Annotated in this window: 16 protein-coding genes; 6 read left to right on the top strand and 10 right to left on the bottom strand. The window is 65.8% G+C overall.

Annotated features, from left to right (window positions below):
• Nucleotides 1-321: 321 nt before the first annotated feature.
• Entirely contained in the window at nucleotides 322-753 is a 432-nt protein-coding gene (flbT, locus tag CI41S_RS33720) for a flagellar biosynthesis repressor FlbT (protein ID WP_139863347.1), read from the top strand.
• A gap of 65 nt (nucleotides 754-818) precedes the next feature.
• Here flbT and CI41S_RS33715 read toward each other — a convergent pair whose 3' ends face one another.
• The 5 genes from CI41S_RS33715 to CI41S_RS33695 form a co-directional block, all read right to left on the bottom strand.
• Nucleotides 819-2,699, bottom strand: a complete 1,881-nt coding sequence (locus CI41S_RS33715; RefSeq protein ID WP_139863346.1) for a flagellin family protein — start codon at nucleotides 2,697-2,699, stop codon at nucleotides 819-821.
• Nucleotide 2,700: 1 nt separating this feature from the next.
• Nucleotides 2,701-4,587 (bottom strand): flagellar hook-associated protein FlgK, encoded by a 1,887-nt coding sequence (flgK, locus tag CI41S_RS33710; RefSeq protein WP_139863345.1) that lies wholly within the window; start codon nucleotides 4,585-4,587, stop codon nucleotides 2,701-2,703.
• Between the two features lie 43 nt (nucleotides 4,588-4,630).
• Nucleotides 4,631-6,439: a flagellar hook-basal body complex protein gene (locus CI41S_RS33705; RefSeq protein ID WP_139863344.1), complete on the bottom strand. Its 1,809-nt coding sequence runs from the start codon at nucleotides 6,437-6,439 to the stop codon at nucleotides 4,631-4,633.
• Between the two features lie 182 nt (nucleotides 6,440-6,621).
• Nucleotides 6,622-7,122, bottom strand: coding sequence for a peptide-methionine (R)-S-oxide reductase MsrB (gene msrB, locus CI41S_RS33700; protein ID WP_139484917.1), 501 nt, complete (start codon nucleotides 7,120-7,122; stop codon nucleotides 6,622-6,624).
• Nucleotides 7,123-7,208: 86 nt separating this feature from the next.
• Nucleotides 7,209-8,699 carry an NAD(P)/FAD-dependent oxidoreductase gene (locus tag CI41S_RS33695; protein WP_139863343.1) on the bottom strand — a complete coding sequence of 497 codons (1,491 nt, stop codon included), beginning with the start codon at nucleotides 8,697-8,699 and terminating at the stop codon, nucleotides 7,209-7,211.
• A 95-nt stretch (nucleotides 8,700-8,794) separates the two neighbouring features.
• On the opposite strand from CI41S_RS33695, the gene CI41S_RS33690 reads away from it, so the two are divergent.
• Together CI41S_RS33690 and CI41S_RS33685 are read left to right on the top strand one after the other, a co-directional pair.
• On the top strand, nucleotides 8,795-9,337 hold the full coding sequence (locus tag CI41S_RS33690) for a SixA phosphatase family protein (protein ID WP_139863342.1): 543 nt from the start codon (nucleotides 8,795-8,797) through the stop codon (nucleotides 9,335-9,337).
• Nucleotides 9,338-9,483: 146 nt separating this feature from the next.
• On the top strand, nucleotides 9,484-9,909 hold the full coding sequence (locus tag CI41S_RS33685) for a universal stress protein (protein ID WP_139484920.1): 426 nt from the start codon (nucleotides 9,484-9,486) through the stop codon (nucleotides 9,907-9,909).
• Nucleotides 9,910-10,196: 287 nt separating this feature from the next.
• On the opposite strand, the gene CI41S_RS44725 is transcribed toward CI41S_RS33685, so the two are convergent.
• Complete coding sequence (locus CI41S_RS44725) at nucleotides 10,197-10,343, bottom strand: YjiS-like domain-containing protein (RefSeq protein WP_244622379.1); 147 nt, start codon at nucleotides 10,341-10,343, stop codon at nucleotides 10,197-10,199.
• Nucleotides 10,344-10,615: 272 nt separating this feature from the next.
• Here CI41S_RS44725 and CI41S_RS33675 point away from each other — a divergent pair, with 272 nt between their 5' ends.
• Nucleotides 10,616-11,956, top strand: coding sequence for an aminotransferase-like domain-containing protein (locus CI41S_RS33675; protein WP_139863341.1), 1,341 nt, complete (start codon nucleotides 10,616-10,618; stop codon nucleotides 11,954-11,956).
• 300 nt (nucleotides 11,957-12,256) lie between these two features.
• Nucleotides 12,257-13,612 carry an adenylate/guanylate cyclase domain-containing protein gene (locus CI41S_RS33670; RefSeq protein WP_244622380.1) on the top strand — a complete coding sequence of 452 codons (1,356 nt, stop codon included), beginning with the start codon at nucleotides 12,257-12,259 and terminating at the stop codon, nucleotides 13,610-13,612.
• A gap of 128 nt (nucleotides 13,613-13,740) precedes the next feature.
• On the opposite strand, the gene CI41S_RS33665 is transcribed toward CI41S_RS33670, so the two are convergent.
• Together CI41S_RS33665 and CI41S_RS33660 are read right to left on the bottom strand one after the other, a co-directional pair.
• Complete coding sequence (locus CI41S_RS33665; RefSeq protein ID WP_172627018.1) at nucleotides 13,741-14,334, bottom strand: YdcF family protein; 594 nt, start codon at nucleotides 14,332-14,334, stop codon at nucleotides 13,741-13,743.
• A 62-nt stretch (nucleotides 14,335-14,396) separates the two neighbouring features.
• Nucleotides 14,397-15,023: a hypothetical protein gene (locus CI41S_RS33660; protein WP_244626760.1), complete on the bottom strand. Its 627-nt coding sequence runs from the start codon at nucleotides 15,021-15,023 to the stop codon at nucleotides 14,397-14,399.
• Nucleotides 15,024-15,196: 173 nt separating this feature from the next.
• On the opposite strand from CI41S_RS33660, the gene CI41S_RS33655 reads away from it, so the two are divergent.
• A complete protein-coding gene (locus CI41S_RS33655; RefSeq protein ID WP_139863339.1) occupies nucleotides 15,197-15,631 on the top strand; it encodes a hypothetical protein in 435 nt (144 codons plus the stop codon).
• Nucleotides 15,632-15,845: 214 nt separating this feature from the next.
• Here the strand turns inward: CI41S_RS33655 and CI41S_RS33650 are convergent, their stop codons facing one another.
• Together CI41S_RS33650 and CI41S_RS33645 are read right to left on the bottom strand one after the other, a co-directional pair.
• The gene (locus CI41S_RS33650) at nucleotides 15,846-18,248 is read right to left on the bottom strand and encodes a bifunctional diguanylate cyclase/phosphodiesterase (RefSeq protein ID WP_139863338.1); all 2,403 of its coding nucleotides are present in this window, start codon (nucleotides 18,246-18,248) and stop codon (nucleotides 15,846-15,848) included.
• Between the two features lie 165 nt (nucleotides 18,249-18,413).
• Nucleotides 18,414-20,420 carry a S9 family peptidase gene (locus CI41S_RS33645; protein ID WP_172628288.1) on the bottom strand — a complete coding sequence of 669 codons (2,007 nt, stop codon included), beginning with the start codon at nucleotides 20,418-20,420 and terminating at the stop codon, nucleotides 18,414-18,416.
• Nucleotides 20,421-20,467 lie beyond the last annotated feature (47 nt).

Genomic DNA, 20,467 nt, shown 5'->3' with positions numbered 1-20,467 from the left:
CTTTCTGATCGGGCGGGTGTTCCGATCGTGGCGGGCAGCCGCGAAGGAAAACAAAATCTCCGCAACGGCATTTGAGACAAATGCAGAAGAATAAAATTGCCGCGACAGGACGAGCTTCGTCCCGAAAACTACTGAGGCGACTGATACTTTCCGCGCAGCGCCACCGGCTGCGGGTGCGCTTCGTTCACCAAGCGTTAACCATCATGGGAAAGGATCGCTGTCGCATCGGCCCTCCGCCGCGTCAGTGGCTGCTAAGCAGTGCCGAACTCAACTTCGATCTGCGACAACGACGTCCGCGCGAGCCGGCAAAGGAGAACGAGCATGGCCCTGAAGGTCGAACTCAAACCGAACGAGCGCATCATCGTCGGCAGCTGCGTGATCACCAACACCGATCAGCGCGCCCGCCTCTTGATCGACGGCGACCGCATCCCGATCCTGCGCGAGAAGGACATCCTGACGCCGGAGACCGCCGATACGCCGGCGAAACTGATCTATCTCGCCGTACAGCTGATGTATCTGTCGCCGGATCCGATGGCGCACCACCCGACCTATTTCAGCCTGGTGCGCGACATCATCACGGCGATGCCGAGCGCCTGGCCGTTCATCGAGGGCATCAACAACTTCATCCTCAACGGCGATCTCTATCATGCGCTGAAGGAATCCAAGAAGCTGATCGCCCACGAGGAGAAGCTGCTGGAAAGCGCGCGAAGCCTGAAGGCGGCCGATCAGGACGACGCGCGCAAGAGCGCGTAGGCGTTCCCTGCCCCAACGGCAAAAAGGCCTCCGCGTGGAGGCCTTTTTCTTGTCCGCGGCTTCGATCAGCCGATCGGCAGATATTTCAGCAGCGTCGTCTGATACAGCATCGACGTGGTCTGGTACGACGCCTGCAGGCTGGTCTGCAGCGCCAGGATCTTGGTCGCGACCTCGTCCTGGTTCACGCCCTCGACCGAGTCGAGCATGGTTTCCGCCATGCCCTTGAGCTGGGTCTGGCGGTCGGTCGCCGCCTTGGTCGCGGTCTGCGCGCCGGCGAACTCGGCCTGCACGTCCTGGATCTGCTGCTGGCCGTTCTGCGGCGCGAGGTTCGCCGAAATTCGCTGCGCCAGCGCGGTGACCTGCTGGCTCGCATTCGGATTGCTGGCATTGGCGGTGACCGCGGCATAGGCCGCAACGTTCTGCAGCAGATAGCGGAACGACTGTTCGTTGGCGCGGGCGCCATACTGCACCGAGATCGACTGGTCGACCTGCGCCACCGCAGTGCCGCGCGCCGAGCCCGGACCGTTCTCGCCGGTGTACCAGTAGACCGTGTTGGCCGGCGTGCCCGCGACCAGATTGGAAGCGGTGTCGAACGGCGGGCCGCCGACCCTGAGCGGCGCCGGGTTCGCGGTGGTGTTGTTGGCGATGCCGAGCGCGCCGAGCGCCGCCGCATTGGAGCTCGAGATCGACAGGTCCGCGCCGTCGGCGCCGTGCAGCGTGATCGCGCCGTTGCTGATGGTCGACGCGTTCTTGGTGCCGCTGATCTGATCGATCTTCGCCATCAGCGTCTGCACGCTGTCGGTAATGTTGAGCTGGTTGCCGGTCGCGCCAGACGCCACGAAAGTGATCTGGGTGCCGTTCACCGTAATGGTGTCGCCGGCCGCGAAGCTTGCCGACAGCGAGTCGGTGCCGGGCGCGCCCGACAGCGCCGTGGCGCCGGTGATCGGCGCCGGCGGTGTGTTCCGGTTGTTGACCGCGGCGCCCGAAATCGTCGCCACCGGATTGAAGAAATTGTTCGATGCCGCGATCGCGGAGGCGGCGACCAGCGAGGTGTCGCTCAAGGTCTTGATCGACGCGGTCAGCGTCGTCTGCAGGTTCGCCGACGTCGCCGCGCTGTTGGCGCCGATCAGGAACGAGCCCCCCGGCGGTGGGTTCGTGGTGGTCGCCGTCAGTTCGATCGCTTCCGTCGTGCCGTCGGGCAGCGTGAAGTTGAACTTGATCTTGTCGCCGTCGTTCGGATTGACCGGACCGAGATCGACCGAGGCCGACTTCGGCGTGCCGGTCGGCTGCGTCACCGTAGCGCCGGTCAGCGACGACTGCACCGACAGCAGCTTGAGGCCGAACGCCGAACCGTCCTCGGCGACGCTGGTCACCGTCGTCGGCGCCGGCGGCGACGACACGGTCAGGCGGCCCATGCCGTTAGTGCCCTGATCGGCCTGCTTGCGCTCCTTGATGAGCTGGGTGAGGCCGGCCTGGGTCGCCGTGCCGTAGAGCATGGTGTCGGCGGAAACGGTGGCCGGCGTGTCCATGGCGCGGCCGGAGAACAGATAGCGGTCGCCCGACTGGCTGTTCAGCATCGACACCGCGTTGGCGAACGCGGCCTGCGCGGTGATCTGGCCCGAGGTCTGACCGCTGTCGTTGAGCGTCAGCGTCGCCGTGGTCGCCGCGTTCTTGACCTGGGCATTGATGTCGGACAAGCCCTGCAGGGTGAGATTGGCGACGCTCAGGCGGGTGTTGAGGTTGGTCGCGGTGTCGGAAAACGCGTTGATGCTGCTGATCTGCGCACGCAGGCTGAGCGCGAAGCCGCGGTCGAGCCCCTGCCCTGCATAGGTCGTCGACACCTTGCCGGTCGCAAGCTGGGTCGTCAGATCGTTGAGCTGATTGCGCAGATTGACGATCGTCGTGCCGATATAGGAAGTCTTGCCGCTAACGCCGCTGATCGTCATGTTATCCTCCCGCGATCTGCAGCAGCGTGTCGTACATCTGCTTGATCGACGACATCACGCGCGCATTGGCAGAATAGGCATTCTGCAGCGCCAGGAGATGCGCCATCTCCTCATCCATGTTGACGCCCGAAACCGAGTCCATCTTGCTCTGCAGCGTGTTCAGCACGACGTCCTGACCATCGGCCAGCTGCTTGGCGGCGGTCGCCGCCTCGCCCTGCTGGCTGATGAACTGTTTCGTGAAGTTGAGCAGCGTTCCGGTGAACGGTGCGCCGGTGGTGCCGAGCCCGGTCTGCGGCGAATAGCTGAAGGAAGCCGTCGACAGCTGGTTCAGAATGAGGTTGGCGCGCGTGGTGTCGCCGGCGGGCGTCTGCGGATTGGTCGCGAAGATCACCATCCGCGAGGGATCGCCGATCAGGGCGGTGTTGACGCTGATCCGTGCGGCAAGGCCGGTGGTCTGCGAGCCGCTCGCGTTGATCGCGCCGGTGTAGAGGCCGCCATTGTCGGTGAACAGCGGCAAATGCGGATCGCCCGATGTCAGCGACGACACCGTCGTGGTGACCGATGCCGCGGTGATGTCGGAACGGTTGGTGGCGCCGTCGTCGACCACCCGCAAGGTCGAACCCGAGGGATTGGAGAACTGCAGGCCCGCGGTGGAGCCCAGCGCGCCGTTGAGCTGCGCCAGCACCGAGCTCATGCCGCCGGAGAAATCGACCCCCAGCACCTCGTCGTTCGGATCGACGGTCGTGGTATTGCTCAGCGGCAGCACGCTTGGATCGTCGACCCGGATGATCGACAGATTGTGCGTGACGCCGGTGGCGTTGTCCTTGTAGGTGAGATGGATGGTGTTGCCGCTCTGCAGCCCGGACAGATCGATGTCGAAGCCGGTCTGCGCGCCCGCCGTGGCTGCGGTGCCGGCGGTGGTCTTGTCCGACAGCGCGCTCGACATCGAGGCCGCCAACTGGTCGATCTGCGTCTGCGCCTGCACCAGCGTCTTGTCGCGCAGCTCGAGATAGGCCGCGATCTTGCCGGAGCGGATCGAGTTGGTCGACACCAGGTCGTAGCTGCCGCCATGCGGGAAATTGATGGTGATGGTGCCGACGGTGCTCTTGGTCGGGTCTGGGTTGGACAACGCGGTGGGCGTCATCGTGCCCTGGGCGTTGAAGCTGAGCGTCGCCGCCTCGGAGCCGACCAGTTGCACGCCGGAGTTGGTGAACACGGTCACCTGGTTCTGGCTGTTGGTGACGGTGCGGATGTCCATCAGCTGCGACAGCTGGGTGATGTAGCGATCGCGCTCATCGAGCAAGGCCCCGGTCGAGGCGTCGCTGGTGCCGGTGGCGGCCTGCAGCTGGACATTGATGCGCGCGATCTGCTGCATCGCATTGTTGGCGGTGCTGACGGAATCGCTGATGCCGGCCTCGGCATTGGCGCGCAGGGTCTGGATTCCCTGCGAGGTCGCGTTGAGCTGCTGCGCCAGCGACTGCGCGGCGTTGACGGCGCTGATGCGCGCCGACTGCGATTCCGGGCTGGTCGACAGGCCCTGCAGCGCGGTGAGAAACTTGTTGTAGGCGTCCTCGATCGTGCCGGTGGAATCCGGATTGCCGTAGACGCCTTGCAGGTTGGTCAGGAAGTCCGAGCGGACGTCGGCATAGGCCGCGCCCGAGGTCTCGGTGCGCAGCTGGGCCTGCAGGAACTCGTCGAGCTGGCGATTGACGCCGGCGATCAGGACGCTCGAGCCGAATTCGCCGGTGGTGCCGGCGACCTGGTTCAACGTCTTCCTGACGTAGCCGGGCGTCTCCGCATTGGCGACGTTCGACGACACCAGCGACAGCGAGGCCTGCGTGGCGCGCAGGCCCGACATCGCGGTGGAAAGGGCTTGGCTCAAACCCATGTTCTGTTACTCGCCTTTACTCTTGCCCGCATCACCGATGCGATCACCGCACCACGTTCAGCAGGTCCTGCACCATCGAGTTGGTGGTGGTGATCACCTTGGTGTTGGCCGAATACGCCTGCTGGGTCACGATCAGCTTGGTGAACTCGTCGGCGATGTCGGTGTTCGAGCTTTCCAGCGACGAGCCGACGATGGTGCCGGACTTGCCGAACAGCGCCGCGCCGGATTCGTCGGTCGCCTCGAACGCGCCGCCGTCGATGCGCTTGAGGAAATTGGTGCCGTTGAAGGTCGCGACCGAGATTTCGGCAAGGTCGATATTGCGGCCGTTGGTGTAGTTGCCGACGATGCGGCCGTTGGTCGAGACGCTGACCGATTGCAGCTGGCCGGCGGGGAAGCCGTCCTGCTGGATCTGGTTGACCTGAACGTTGCCGTTGGAGTCCGCGAACTGGGTGACGCCGCCGGTGCCGAAATTGATCACGGGATTGCCGAGCGACACGCCGTTGACGACGGCATTGTTCAGCGTCACCGAGGCGATCGCCGGCGACATCTGTCCGTTCGCACCGAAGGTGAAGTTGATGTTGACGTTCTGCCAAGCGACGTTGGTGCCGGTGGCATTGGGATCGACCTGGTAGAACAGGTTCCAGTTGTCGGTATGGCCGGCGCCGAGCGAGGCGCTGTCGGTCTTGGCCCAGCGGAATTGCAGGTTCACCGGCGCGCCCGACACGTCATAGGCGGTCACCGAGCCGCCGGCGATCGATTCGTCGCGGAACGTCGTGGCGTCGTTGCCGATCACCTGACCCGTGCCCACGGTGCCGCCGCCGCCGCGGTTCGCAACCGCCGAACCGGTGAAGCCGAGGGCCTGCAGCGCGGTGGTGTTCGAGCTCTGGATCAGGAGGTCGGCGTTGGTGCCGGAGTGCAGCGTGATGGCGCCATTGGCGGCGATCGAGGACGCGGGCGAGGAGTTGGTGATGCCGTTGATGGTGGTGAGCAGCGTGCCGATGGTGTCGGTGACGTTGAACTGGTTGCCGGTCGCACCGGACGCCACGAAAGTGTAGACGGTGCCGTTGATCGTGATGGTGTCGCCGGCGACGAAATTGGAGGAAATCGAGTTGGTGCCCGCGGCACCGCTCAGCGCGGTGCTGGCGCTGTTGGCGACCGATGGCGTCGCCTTGTTGCTCTGCGCGGTGCCGGTGACCGCAGCATCGGTATAGGGCGCGGCCGGCGTGCCCAGCACCACCGGGTTGTGTCCGGAGCTGAACGAGCCGGGCCGCAGCAGTTCGGAGCCCGGAACCGAGGTGTCGTGCTGCGTGGTCAGCGGATAGGCCGCGAGGTTGGCGCGGTAGTCGATCTTGGTGGTCTGCTGCGCCGGCAGGAAGTCGTTCTTGAAGCGCAGCACCTCGGGCGAAGAGCCGGCCGGGTTGCCGGTGGTCGGGTCGATCGGCACGCCCTCGAGATAGTAGCCGGCGCCGTTGACCAGATAGCCGTCCTTGTTGAGCTGGAAGTCACCGCGGCGGGTGTAGCGGTCGACGCCGTCGAACACCGGGGAGCCGTCGGTGAAGGCGCCGGGCTTCTGCACCGCGAAGAAGCCGTTGCCGTTGATCGCCATGAAGGTCGCCACCGACGCCGCTTGCACGTCGCCCTGCACCGAGTTGGTGGAGCGGGACTGCGCGGTGACGCCGCCGGCGAGCTGCGCGGTCAGCGCCGTCTGCGGCACCAGGTCGAGGAACGAGGTATCGATGCGCTTGAACGCCGTGGTCTGCGAGTTGGCGATGTTGCCGGAGATGTTTTCCAGTGCATACGACCCTGCGCGCAGGCCGCCGACCGCGGTCGTAAGAGCGCCGAAGATACCCATGACATGTTCTCCAATTCGATTTCCGGCGGCTGGCGATCAGAACAATGGCCGCATCGGCGGAGCATGTCGCAAGGCTCGTGCCAGGAAACAAAATGCAACAAAATCATGCGCTTGAAAAAGAAGCCCCGGTCGTTGGACCGGGGCACAATTGCCGGGCAGGCAACAATTGCCGGGAAGGAGCGTCAGGTCGCCGACGGCGTCGCCGGGTGGAACACCAGCGCCAGACCGTCCATGCAGTAGCGCAGTCCGGTCGGCTTCGGGCCGTCGTCGAAGACGTGGCCGAGATGGCCACCGCAGCGCCGGCAATGTACCTCGGTGCGCACCATGCCGAAGCTGCGGTCGGAGGTGGTGCCGACGGCGTTCTCCAGCGGCTGATAGAAGCTCGGCCAGCCGGTGCCGCTCTCGAACTTGGTGTCGGACGAGAACAGCGGCAGGTCGCAGCCGGCGCAGGCGAAGATGCCCTTGCGATGCTCCTTGAGCAGCGGGCTCGACCACGGCCGCTCGGTGCCCTCCTTGCGCAGGATCTCGTATTGCTGCGGCGTCAGCTGCGCGCGCCATTCGGCGTCGGTCTTCTCGATCTCGAATTTCTCGGCGGCCTTCGCCGGCGTGGCGCGCAGCCAGCGGAAGCCGGCGAAACTGAACAGGCCGGCTGCGGACGCCAGCAGGATACGGCGATCGATCATCAATCTTCTCCGATGCACAAGGCCCAACAGGTCGAGCAAGAGGTCGAGATGGGTTCGAGATCAAGTACGAACACCGCTGGAAGACGTTACATCCCAGCGCCAGGGATCCTCTCACTTTCTTGCGAGGGCCCGCGATAGGGGTCCCCGCCCTCCTCCGCCACCGCGGGCGCGGGCGGCGGCACCGGCCGCACGGCGCCGGGCGGACGGCGGGGCGGCGGCCCCCGGGTTCCCGCCTTGAGATTGGCCTCGGCCAGCCGCGCCTCGCGGCGGCGCTCCTTCGCACGTGCACCCTCGCGGTAGCGCGCCAGGACGCCGGCGGCGGAGGAGGCGCCCCTCGACCACAGGCTGATGAAATGGCCGGCGACGCGGCCGGTGGTGCCGCCGGCCCAGACCAGCTCGAACGGCGAAAACAGCCGCCAGCGGTCGTCGCCCCAGAGAATGCTGCGCGCGATCAGCTGGCCGGCCAGCGCCGAAGTGTTGAGCCCCTGCCGGCCAAACCCGCTCGCCACCCAGAGGCCTTTGCGCAGCTGGCCGATCTGCGGCATGCCGTGGACGGTGACGCCGACCGCGCCGCCGAACACATCTGATATCGGCACCTTGCCGAGTTGCGGAAACACGGTGGCGATCCGGCGCTGCACCGCGGCGCCAAAACGCTTCGGCCGCGCGCCCCAGGTGGTTTCCGGACTGGCCCAGAGCAGGCGATCGCCGCCGACGATGCGAAAGTGGTCGATGCCGTCGCTGTCGGTCACCGACCCCGGAAACGCGATCGCCTCGCCAAGGCCCGCGCCGAGCGGCTCGGTCAGCGCCGCATAGCGCCAGACCGGCAGCAGCGTGTCCGACAATCGCTTCAGCGGCGCGCCGAGATGGATGTTGCCGGCGAGCACGATATGGGTGGCGCGCAGCCGCGCCGACGGCGTCACGATGCGCTTGCGGATGCCGGAGAAGTCGATGCTGACGACCGGCGTCTCCTCGAAGATCCGCGCGCCCGCCCGGGTCGCGAGCGCCGCAAGGCCGTGAACATATTTGCGGCCGTCGATCTGGAACGCCTTCGGGAAGTAGATGCCGTGGAAATAGCGGCCGGTCCGGAGCACGCTGCGGACATGGTCGACGTGCCAGCCCTCGACCTCGGTGGCAAAATCCTCGGCCAATATCTGCAAGCGGCTGACCAAGCTCTCGCCGGCATCGACATTGGAAACCTCCAGCGCGCCCTCGCTCATGGCGATGCCCGGGATCAACTCCTCGGTAGCCGTGGCGCGGACGTAATCGGCGCCGAGCTTCGACAGCGCCCACAGCTCGCGGGCGTCATCGAGGCCGACGCGCTCGATCACGTCTGATATCGGCAGGCCGAAGCCCGGCAGCACGGTACCGAGATGGTGGCCGGACGCGTTCCAGCCGACCTGGCGGCCCTCGAGCACGGCAACGCTCGCCCCGAGCCGCGCCGCCTCGCGCGCCACCGTCAGGCCGGCAAGCCCTGCCCCGACCACGCAGATGTCGACGTCGAGGTCGAACGCCAGGCGGTTGCGGAACGGCGTGGCCGCATCGAGGCCGTCCGCCGCACTTGTGGAAGTCTCGCTCATGGCGTTTTCTTACGAACCGCCGCGGCGCTTGTCACCTTGTCCAGGGCATGAGCCTGTAGAATTAATGCCACCTGACCGAATCGAGACCGATATCCATGCGCCGTTTGCTGCTGCTGCGTCATGCCAAGACCGAAACCGATTCGCCTTCGGGGCACGACCAGGACCGTCGGCTCGACGAGCGCGGCCACCGCGACGCCGCGGAAATCGGCGGCTGGCTCGCCGACCATCCGCCGTTTCCCAACCGGGCGCTGGTGTCGCCGGCGGTCCGCACCACCCAGACCTGGGACATCGTGCGCGACGCGATCAAGGAGGCTGGACCGGCGCCGAAGGTCGAATTCGTGCCGGAGCTCTATGGCGCCGATCCGACGCTGTTGCTGACCACGATCCGGATGGCCTCGGTCACCGATCCAAAGCGGCTGATGCTGATCGGGCATAATCCCGGCATGCACGAGCTGGCGCTGACCCTGACCGGCAGCGGCGACGAGGCGGCGAAGCGCGCGCTCAGCCACAATCTGCCGACCTCGGGGCTCGCCATCTTCGACTTTGCGATCGACGACTGGAATGAGGTGTCGTTCCGGCGCGGCAAGCTCGTGCTGTTCGTCAGTCCGAAACTGTTGAAGCAGGCCTCCCGCAACTGACGCGAGCGGACAGCGCCGTTCCGTCATGTTATATTCGCATCGCGCGACAGGGGACTGGTTCGCGTCAACGATCCAAGAAAAAGAGGGCGCGCGTTCTCGCCACGGGGACAAGACGGCTCCAGACCAATCGCGGACAGGAGGCGCCGATGTACAAATCCATTCTCGTGCCGATCGATCTCGCCGATACCGATCTGGCGAAACCGGCGATCGCAACCGCCGCGACGCTGTCGCACACCTGGAGCGGCTCGGTCCGCCTGCTCAACGTGCTGCCGATGACGCCGGTGATGCTCGCCGAATATGTGCCGGCGGATTTCGACAGCCAGCAGCGCGAGACGTCGGAAGAGGCGCTGGCCATCGTGGCGCGCGAATCCGGCATCGAGCCCGAACGCATCTCGGCCGTGGTGCGCCAGGGCGGCATCTATCACGAGATTCTCGAAGAGGCCGCCGCGATGAAGGCCGACCTGATCGTGATGACCTCGCACCGGCCGGCGATGCGCACCTATTTCCTCGGCTCCAATGCCGGCCACGTCGTGCGCTACGCCAAATGCTCGGTGCTGGTGGTACGGCACTGAGGTCGGATCAACTGCGGGTGACGGAGGAGGAACTCACCGCCGTGGGTGCGTGCTGGCAAAATGCCGAAAAACAACCCCATGCAAAGTAGCCGGCGGCCGCCGGGGCGCGACAAGACTTGACACGTCGGGCAACTCAGCGATACTCTTCCAATATTCCGAAATCGTACCCGGCTACCGAAGGTAGCGTACGCCTCCCCCGCAAGCGCGAGGGAGGGCAGGTTCTTAGCGGGTGCAATTCAACCTGGCGTCATCATGGCTCCAAGCGTCAGCGCCGCACCCCTCGCCTGTCAGCGAATGCGCGCCAGCTCGAAGTCGAGGTCGCCGGTGACCGCGCCTTCGATATGGCAGCGCGAGAGGCCGATGTCGCGCAGCGCACGGTCGTCGAGCTCGCGCAGCGTCTTGATCGCCTCGCGGCGCACCCAATAGGTGGCCAATGCATCGATCCCAACTCGGATCAATCGGAGCAATCCACCCGAGATACTGGACCGAGCGGGTGGCACCGCGGCTGAGGACATCGTGGTCATTGTCATCTCCTTCGGACGCCCGTGCGGCAAGGCTATGCCGTTGACGCAAATGCCGTTTTGGCATCTGCGCCTTCAATGGCTGAGGATTGCTTGCGCCCCCTCAGGACAATCGCGGGCTTGTTTCTGCAAAAATGATCCGATACATTGCTCGGAGCAAGGAAAACATTGCTCTCGGTGCAATAATGTCGAGATTCGAGTATCTGAAGCTGGCGGACACGGTGGCCGCCGAGATTGCCAGCGGCGCGCTGAAGGCCGGCGACCGGCTGCCGCCGCAGCGCCATTTCGCCTATGAGCGCAAGATCGCGGTGTCGACCGCGAGCCGGGTCTATACCGAGCTGTTGCGGCGTGGCCTCGTGGTTGGTGAGGTCGGCCGCGGCACCTTCGTGTCCGGCGAGGCTCGCCGCGCCACGCCGCCGAACGAGCCGCGCGGCGCCCGCATCGACCTCGAATTCAACTATCCGCTGCTGCCGCACCAGGCGACGATGATCGCCAAGAGCCTCGAGGGACTGGAGCGGCCCGAGGTGCTGGAAAGCGCGCTGCGGCCGGCGACCAGCTTTGGCACGCGCCCGGCGCGAACCATTTCCGCCGAATTTCTCGCACGCAAGAGCTGGCAGCCCAATCCCGACCAGATCGTGTTCACCGCCAATGGCAGGCAATGCATTGCCGCGGCACTTGCCGCCGTCGTGCCGCCCGGCGGGCGCTGCGGCGTCGAGGCGCTGACCTATCCCTTCGTCAAGGGCATCGCGGCGCGGCTCGGCGTCACGCTGGTGCCGCTCGCGATGGACGAGCACGGCGTGCGGCCGGACGCGATACAGAAGGCGCACCGCGAGGCGCATCTGTCCGCAATCTATGTCCAGCCGACGATCCAGAACCCGCTCAGCATCACGATGCCGCCGGAGCGCCGCGCCGAGCTGCTGCGCCTCGCCGACAAGCACGACCTGACGATCATCGAGGACGCCGTCTACGGCTTCCTCGACGACGAGATGCCGCTGGCGGCGCTGGCGCCCGACCGCTGCATCGTGCTCGACAGTCTGTCGAAGAAGGTGGCGCCGGGGCTCGCGCTCGGCTTCCTCGTCGCGCCGCCGCGGCTGCGCGAGAGCATCATGGCCGCGGTGCGCTCAGGCGGCTGGACGGCGTCGGGCTATGCCTTCGCCGCCGGGCAGCGGCTGATGGCCGACGGCACCGCCGCCGAATTGTCGCGGCTGAAGCGGATCGATGCCGGCCGCCGCCAGCAGATCGCAGCGAAGCATCTCGCCGGCTTCGAGGTGCAGACCAACCCGAAGTCGTATCACCTCTGGCTGACGCTGCCGCAGCACTGGCGCTCGCAAACCCTGGTCGCAGCCGCGGCGCGCCGCGACATCGCGCTGACGCCGTCGACGACGTTTGCCGCCACGCCGGGGCACGCGCCCAACGCGGTGCGGCTCGCGCTCGCCGCGCCACCGCTGGAGCAGCTCGACATCGGCCTGCGCACGCTCGCGGGCATGCTGAGCGCGACCGAAGAGGATTTTGATTCGACGGAGTGACGTAGCGTTTGCGGTTCGGCAGCTTGAATCACGCTGATGCCGGTGCTCGCAACGTCGACTTCAGGTCCGAGATGCGCCGGATAGAGGACATATCGTCGGTATGACAAAATCGGGCGCAGATGACCCGGAGCCGACATCGGCCTGGCCATTTGGCAAGGGGTAGTTCTGGCTATACCCGCCCTTCCAGAATTGTGGCCTGACCCTATAAGATGCGCCTCCTGACCCCCAGGGTAAGATATGGCGCGGCCGTCAAAAACGAGAGGCAAGAGGAGCGCGGCGAAAACCCGCAAGGCGAACTCTATGGGCGACCACAAAAAGCCCATTAAAAATAAGCGCCGCATTTCTCCGATCTCCGATGTGACCAAAGAGTTGCAGGAGGCCCGCGAGCAGCAAGCGGCTACGGCCGAGATATTGAAGGTCATCGCCAGTTCGCCTGGCGAGCTTGGGCCGGTGTTCGAGGCCATGCTGAAAAATGCCGTGCGCATCTGCAGCGCCAGTTTTGGCACGCTGCTCCTATACGAAGGCGACAGGTTGCGGCGGGTAGCGCGAATGGCCGCGCAAAACGTGCCGCAATCGTATGCGCCCGACCAGGAAACGCCGCCACACTTCATCGCGCCGTTTGATGGGGTGCCTTCGCTGGGGCGCCTCGTCGAGACCAAGGCGCTGGTTCACATTGCCGATATTGCCACCGAGCATCCCGACGATCTCATCTACAAGGTCGCCGCAGCCCGCACCGTTCTGATTGTGCCGATGCTCAAAGAGAGCGAGCTTGTCGGCGCCTTTGCCGTCTACCGCAAGGAGGTGCAAGAATTCAGCGACAAGCAGGTCGAGTTGCTGGAAAATTTTGCGGCACAAGCCGTGATCGCCATCGAGAACACGCGGCTGCTCAAGGAACTGCGGGAGCGCACAGATCAAGTAGCCGAGCTTAATCGGGGCCTCGAAGCGCGGGTCGCCGAGCAAGTCGAGGAATTGGGCCGCATCGGACGTCTGAAGCGCTTCCTCGCTCCACAACTGGCCGAACTGATCGTCTCGCAGGGAAACGAGAAGATCCTCGAAAGCCACCGCCGCGAGATCGTGGTCGTGTTCTGCGATTTGCGCGGCTATACCGCCTTCACAGAGACCGCCGAGCCAGAGGAGGTGTTGAATTTCCTGCGCGAGTATCACGGCGCGCTCGGGCCGCTCGTCAGCCAGTTCGAGGGGACGCTCGACCAGTTCTCAGGCGACGGGATCATGGTGTTCTTCAACGACCCCGTACCGATCCCCGACCCGGCTCAGCGCGCAGTCGATATGGCCGTCGCGATGCGCGAGGCTGCGTCGTCGCTGACCGCAGCCTGGCGCGAGCGAGGCCGTGAGTTGGGATTTGGCGCCGGCATCGCCCAGGGTTACGCGACCTTGGGCCAGATCGGATTTTCCGAGCGCTTCGGATATACTGCGATTGGCACCGTGTGCAATGTGGCGGCACGGCTGTGCGCCGAGGCTAAGGACGGCCAAATTCTGCTCAGCCAGCGCGTCAACGTGGCTCTCAAAGGAAGCGTAGCGACTGAACATCTTGGCGCACTTTCGTTGAAGGGTCTCACCCAGCCGATCGTGACCTACAACGTGCCGCTCACGGCTAGCCAACCGGCGCTCCGTGTTATCGATGGGGGTAATCATTGAACGGCCAGTCAGCGGGGGAGTCCGGCCTTGGCCCTTTTCGGACGTTGTCCGGTTTGAGTCCGCAAAGCGCCTGATAGCGGACATGGGTGAAGTCGTGCTCGCGAGCCTACAGCTTATGAGTACACACGCTAGGCGACCGGCCATTCCGCAATAAAGCCCCTTGCCTTGTACGGCTCGATCTTGTCCCATTCGTGCAGCACACGGCGGCGGAATTCGGCGTCGGTATGCCAGCGCACGCGGGGCGTGGCAAAGCTGTCGACCGTGACCAGCATCTTCTCGACCTCCGGCCAGTGCCGTTGCAAGGTCATCGGGTAGCGCCGCGCGGTCCAGGTGTTGCCGAGGCAGATCACGCTTTTGATGTTGGCAAGGCCGAGCGCGGCGTCGAGCACCGGCAGCGAGAAGATCACATTCTCGCCGGTGTTTTGCGCGCGGTGCTCTTCGAGGATCCGGGTCGCGGGCACGCCGCGCGCGACCATCGCCGCCTTGATGATCGCGCATTCGCTGCGGTCATCGCCCGGCGTCACGCCGCCGCTCACGATCGCCCAGCGGGCAAAACCGCCGCGCCAGAGCCGCACGGCCGCATCGACCCGCTCGGCGACGTCGGCGCGGGTGCCGAACACGAACAGCAGATCGGCGGGCTTGAGCGGCGTCTCGATCAGGTGCCGCGCGTTGATCGCGGCGATCTCCGCCTCTGACGGCATCCGCAGACTTCGGTCTTCCACGCCCTGCTCCCCAGCCGCAACATTGCATTCCGACGATGCCCTGCGCAGCCACGGTCACGAAGTCACGTTTCATTGCGCTTGGTTGCGGCGGGAAGCAGCGCCTCGGGCAAATCGTCGAAGCTGTAACGGCGCGGCCGGTTGCGCGTGATGAAGCCGCCGATCTGCCAGGCGAACAGCGCGGCAAAGCCGACCAAAAACAGCGCGCCGGTCCATTCGGCGGTGAGCAGCGCGCGCAGCAGCAAGCCCGCCATCGAAACGGCGAGCACCGCGAGCAGCGCCAGCGCGGCGGTGTAGGTCTTGGGCCCGAGGCCGCCGACCAGCGCGGCCCTGCTGCCCGCCGCCTGCATCCGGCGGTGCAGTTCGACGATGAAGTCGCGATAAAGCTGGCCCTGCGGCGCCACCAGCGTCGCGGTCTGCCAGGTCGTCGAAAGGATCGCGATCCGGCCGCCCTTGGCGTTGTCGATGTCCGCCCGGAACCGCTGCTGCTGCATCGACACCGGACGATACGACAGCTTGATGGTGGAGATGTCCCGATAGTCCCACACCCCCGAGCGGCCGGCGATCCGCCACGACAGGCCGGCATCGGTCAGCTCGAACTGATGCGCCGAACCGATCAGGGAGGCCTTGTACGCATAGCGCACCGCGGTCCCCTCGCCTGCCTCCGGCCGATCCTGCAACGTTGTCGGCAATCGCCCATTCCACTTGTTCAAACGCCTGGAGCCTCTCCCGTTCCGATCGATCGGAACGGGGCTCCAGATTCTGGTCTTGACGCGTTTTCTTCACGCGAACCGGCATCCACTTCGCTCGAAAACGCTCTGCCGCATGCTTGCGCGGCACATGGCGGCTATCCTACAAGCGAGACATGCCCGAGACGACCTATTTTCCCCGTTACCTCATCCTCGGCGGCGCGATGATAGCAGGCGTGCTGCTGGCGCTGGCCGTGCACATGCTCGGCGCGCGCTACGGGCTCGATCTCGGCGGCCTGTGGCGGTCCGACACCCACGAATTCATGCCCGCGGGAGCGGCGATTGCCTGGTGGCTGATCGCCTCGGTCGGATTTTCCGGCGGCTACTTCACCGCCAATCTGATGCACCGCGCGGTGGCCGGCCAGATCCCGCAGCGGATGCGGAACTTCCTGATCGTGATCGGCGTCCTGATGCTGGCCGGTGCCGGCCAGACCGCGTCGGCGCCGAGCACGGTCTCGACGATTTCGGCGGTTCTCGCCGGTCTCGCCGCGCTGTGCCTCGGCGCATCGATGGCGTTTTGCGGGGCCTATTTTGCCTTGAGCAAGTCGTAGGCGGCGGTCGGTGTCATCACCCGCGCATGCGGGTGATCCAGTATTCCAGAGGCAGTGGTGAAAGAACCGAGAGGCCGCGGCGTACTGGATCGCCCGGTCAAGCCGGGCGATGACAGCGGTGAGTGAAAAACGAAGCTTCACACCGTCTCATGTGCGCAATTGCGCACAGGCCGGGCGATGACAGCGGTGAATGAGGACATAGCCTCACATCCTCTCAAGCCACCGATCGTTCCGGCGCCTTGTACAGCATCTTGGCGACGTCGGCGGCCGGCCGCGGCGGGCTGAACAGATAGCCCTGCGCCTGGGTGCAGCCTTCCTGACGCAGCAGGTCGAACTGGGTATCGGTCTCGACGCCCTCGGCCGTGGTCACGATGCCCAGGCTCTTGCCGAGCCCGGTGACGGCGCGGACGATCGCCATCGACTCCTCGCGGGTCGCAAGATCGGTGACGAAGGAGCGGTCGATCTTGATCTTGTCGAACGGGAAGCTGCGCAGATAGCTCAGCGACGAGTAGCCGGTGCCGAAATCGTCGAGCGAGATCCGCACGCCGAAGCCGCGCAGCTCGTGCAGCACCGCAAGCGTCGCCTCGCTGTTCTGCAGCAGCACCGATTCGGTGATCTCCAGCTCGAGGCGATCCGCCGCCAGGCCGGAAGCCTCGAGCGCCGCCTTCACCGACGCCACCAGGTTCGGATTCTTGAACTGCACCGGAGACAAATTGACGGCGACCGCGATGTCCTCGGGCCAACCGGCGGCATCCATGCAGGCCTTGCGCAGCACGATTTCGCCGAGCGGCACGATCAGCCCGGTTTCCTCGGCGACCGGAATGAAATTGTTCGGCGCGATCAGGCCGCGCAGCGAGTGGTTCCAGCGCGCCAGCGCCTCGAAGGCGACGATGCGGTCGCCGGCGAGGTCGCGGATCGGCTGGTAGTAGACGGCGAACTCGTCGTGCTGCAGCGCCAGCCGCAGGTCACGCTCGAGCATGCGGCGGGCCTGCGCGCGGGCGTCCATGCCGGTCTCGAAGAAGCGGTAGGTGCCGCGGCCGTCGGCCTTGGCGCGGTACAGCGCGAGATCGGCCTTTTGCAGCAATTCGTCGGGATCGAGGCCGTCCTCGGGCGCCAGCGAGATGCCGATGCTGACGCCGATCACGAGCTGATGGCCGCCGATCTCGTAAGGCGCGGCCAGCCGCTCGACGACCTGGCTCGCCAGCGCCGGCACCACGGTCGGTTCGCAATTGCTGCAGAACTGCACGATGGCGAATTCGTCGCCGCCGAGCCGCGCCACGGTGTCGTGCTCAGTGACGCATTCGCCGAGCCGGCGCGCGACCTCGCGCAGCAGCGCATCGCCGATCGGATGTCCGAGCGTGTCGTTGATTTCCTTGAAATGGTCGAGATCGAGGCAGAGCACCGCCAGCTGGTCGCTGCGCTTGGCGAGGCGGAGCGCCTTCTCGAGCTGCTCGCGGAACAGGGTGCGGTTCGGCAGATTGGTCAGCGCGTCATGCCGCGCCATGTGCGAAATCTGCTCCTGGGCCTGCTGCCATTCGGTAATGTCCTCGAAGGTGGCAACCCAGCCGCCGCCCTTCATCGGCTGGTCGACGACGCGGATCGCGCGGCCTTGGCGGCTGATGATCCGGGTCGCGTTGTTGCCCGCCCTCGCCTCCGCGATCAGGCCGGCGCACAACTCCTCGGGGTCGCCGTCCCACTCGCCGATCGAGCGGAGGTCCTGCAACACGTCGATCAAGAGGCGTCCCTGCAGCGGCACGGCGCCGCGGCCCATCATCTCGCCGTAGCGCTCGTTGAACAGCATGATGCGGCCGTCGGCATCGAACATGCACAGTCCCTGCGACATGTTCTCGAGCGCGGTATCCAGCACCAGCTTCTGCTTGTGCAGCTCGGTCTTGGCGCGACGATCGAGGATAGAGGCGATCAGCGAGATGCCGAGGATGGCGAACGCCGCAACCGCGGTCATGAACGAGAGCACGCGCGGCGAGAGCGACAGCCCGTCGGGAACGATGGTCGGATCGGGGACCAGCGTCACCGCGCCCATCGCGGTGAAATGATGCGAGACGATCGCGACGGTCATCAGACCGGTCGCCGCCGCAGTGTAGCCAAAGCGTTCGCTGCGCGTGGCGACGACGAGCGCGAGCGCGCCGAACAGGCTTCCGAAGGCGATCGAGACCGCCACGATGCCGGGCGACCAGACGATACGTGCCGGCAGTTCCAGTCCCAGCATGCCGGTGTAATGCATCGCCGCGACGCCGAAGCCGACGATCGCGCCACCGGCTGCGACGGTGGTCCAGCGCGCATCGAGCAAGGCGACGGCAAGTCCGACGGCCAGGATCGCGACCGCGAGCACCAGCGACAGCAGCGTGATCGGGATGCTATAGCCGGCCTCGATGCCGGGATCGTAGGCCAGCATGGCGACGAAATGCGTGGCCCAGATGCCGCAGCCGCCGACGGCCGCATCCAAACCAATCCAGATCTCGCGGGAGCGGCCCTGCGCGGCGCGGGCGCGGTGAAACAGGCTGATCGCGACGGCGCTGGCCAGCATGCAGATGACGCCGCCAAGGACGACCAGGCGCCAGTCATGCTCCAAAGTGAGACAGGTTAGAACGCGATACATATAGGCCCCCTTTATGGACCCATAAAAACGACCGCATTCGTGTACGAACGGTAACCGCCGTCCAACCTGGTTCCACGGATGGTGAAGAAGCCTTCAACGCCGCGCGAATCCGCCCGACGGCTGCCTTGGAAAGCAGCAGTTTCGTATGACCTGACATCACAGAAGCTAACCGCGCAGGCCCGGTATCAACTCCCCTCCGGTCTCGACTTTCAGCGACGAGCCGGCAAAATCATTCCCGATCGGCTGGCAGCGGCCGGCGAGATGTTTGGCGAGAAACGCTTCGGTCACGCCGTAGAAAGCGAGCCGGTTCTCGGGGCGGACAAATCCGTGCCCCTCGTCGGCGAATGTGATGTAGGTCACCGGTACACCGCGCTGCTTGAGCGCGGTGACCATCTGCTCGGACTCGGCGGCGACCACCCTCACATCGCGCATGCCCTGCGCGATCAGGATCGGCTTGGTGGCGCGGTCGATATGGGTCAGCGGCGAACGCTCGACCAGGAAGGCGCGGCCGGCCTCGGTGTCGGGATCGCCGAGCCGATTCTTCCAGACGCTGATCCATGGGCCCCAATAGGGCGGGATCGTCGCCATGAAGGTGACGAGGTTGGAAATGCCGAACAGGTCGACGATGCAGGCGAACACGTCGGGCGTCCTGGTCGCCGCGGTCAGCGCCGAATAGCCGCCATAGCTGCCGCCGAAGAAGCCGATGCGCGCGGGGTCGGCGATGCCTTGCGCGATCGCCCAATCGACCGCGTCGATCAGGTCGTCGTGCATCTTGCCGCCCCATTCATGGTCGGCGGCGGTGACGAAGGCTTTGCCGAAGCCGGTCGAGCCGCGATAGTTGACCGCGAGCACCGCATAACCGCGGCTGGCCAGCCACTGGTGGGTCGGACTGAAGCCCCAGGTGTCGCGCAGATACGGCCCGCCGTGGATCACCAGCACCAGCGGCACGCGGCCGGCCGCGGCCTCGATCGGCCGCGTCAGATAGCCGTTGAGGCGCAGGCCGTCGCGCGCGGGAATGACCACCGGCTCCAGCCGGCGCAGCGCGAGGCCGTCGAGCGCGCGGCGCTGGGTGAACAGTTTCGTCACCTCGCGCGTCTTGCGATCGAGCAGCGCGTATTCGCCGCTTTCGGCGTCGCGCTCGAAATAGATGCTGCCGAGCCGAAGATCACTGCTGTTGCTGACGAAGGTAATGTCGCCGCCGCCGTGACGGCTCAGATCGGCGAGATCCTGGGCCACCGATTGATCGACGGCATGCCAGCGCCGGCGATCGGTCGTGGCCATCGCGGCCAGCGGCCGGCGCTCCTCGTCGAAGATCGCGAGCGTGATGTCGGCCTCATCGTCGGCGGCGAGCAGCGTCGCCTGCCGCGTCGTCATGTCGAAGGCGAACAGCGCCGCCTTGTCGCGGCCGCGCGAGTCCGTCAGATAGAGCGTGTTGCCGTCGGCGCTGAAGTCCAAAAGATGCGTGGTATCGGTGTCGGCAATCGGCACCGTCATGAACGGCGCCCAGCTGCCGTCGGCGCGGCGCTCGAACGCCTCGGCCGAGCCGTCGGCGGTCAGGCGCGACGCCAGCCGCAGCCGGAACGCGCTGTCGGTGATCAAACCGATATAGTCGTGGTTCTCGTAGACGAGCTCGCTGGCGCCGGTCACGATGTTGATGCGGAACAGGTCGAAGTAGCGCTTGTCGCGCGCATTGTGCCGCAGCAGCATCTCCTCGGGAAACTTGCGGTCGACTTCCTGCAGGAACGACTTGACGCCGGTCTCCGGCGTCAGCGGCACGATCGCGCCGCTCACGATGTCGACGCTGGCGGCGCGAAAGTTCTCGTCGCCGTCGCGTTCGCGGAAGAACACCACGTGGCGGTTGGTGTGCGCCCAGTTGTGATAGTTCGAGATGTTGCGGTCGGTGACGCGGGTGAGCGGCCGCGCCGCCCTGGGATCGGCCAGCGGCGCGACCCACAGATTGTTCACGCCGTCGAGCGGCGCGACATAGGCGAGATGCGTCCCGTCCGGACTGAGGCGGACATTGATGTAGTCGGGATTGTCGAAGAATACTTTGCGCGCGATCAGCTCCGGCGCCTGGCCGCGCACTGAGCTGGTCAGGCCGGCAAATGGCAACGACGCCGCGAGCGCAGCGGCACCGCGCACGAAAACTCGTCGGTCGATTGGCGCAGCCATCTGATCGGCCCCCCGTCGGCGGCACAACGTTAGATGGGGGCCCGCCG

Source organism: Bradyrhizobium ivorense (genome assembly GCF_900696085.1).
In the GTDB taxonomy this organism is placed as follows: Bacteria; Pseudomonadota; Alphaproteobacteria; order Rhizobiales; family Xanthobacteraceae; genus Bradyrhizobium; species Bradyrhizobium ivorense.
The sequence above is the reverse complement of the archived record's forward strand: the minus strand, read 5'-3'. Positions and strand labels throughout refer to the sequence as shown.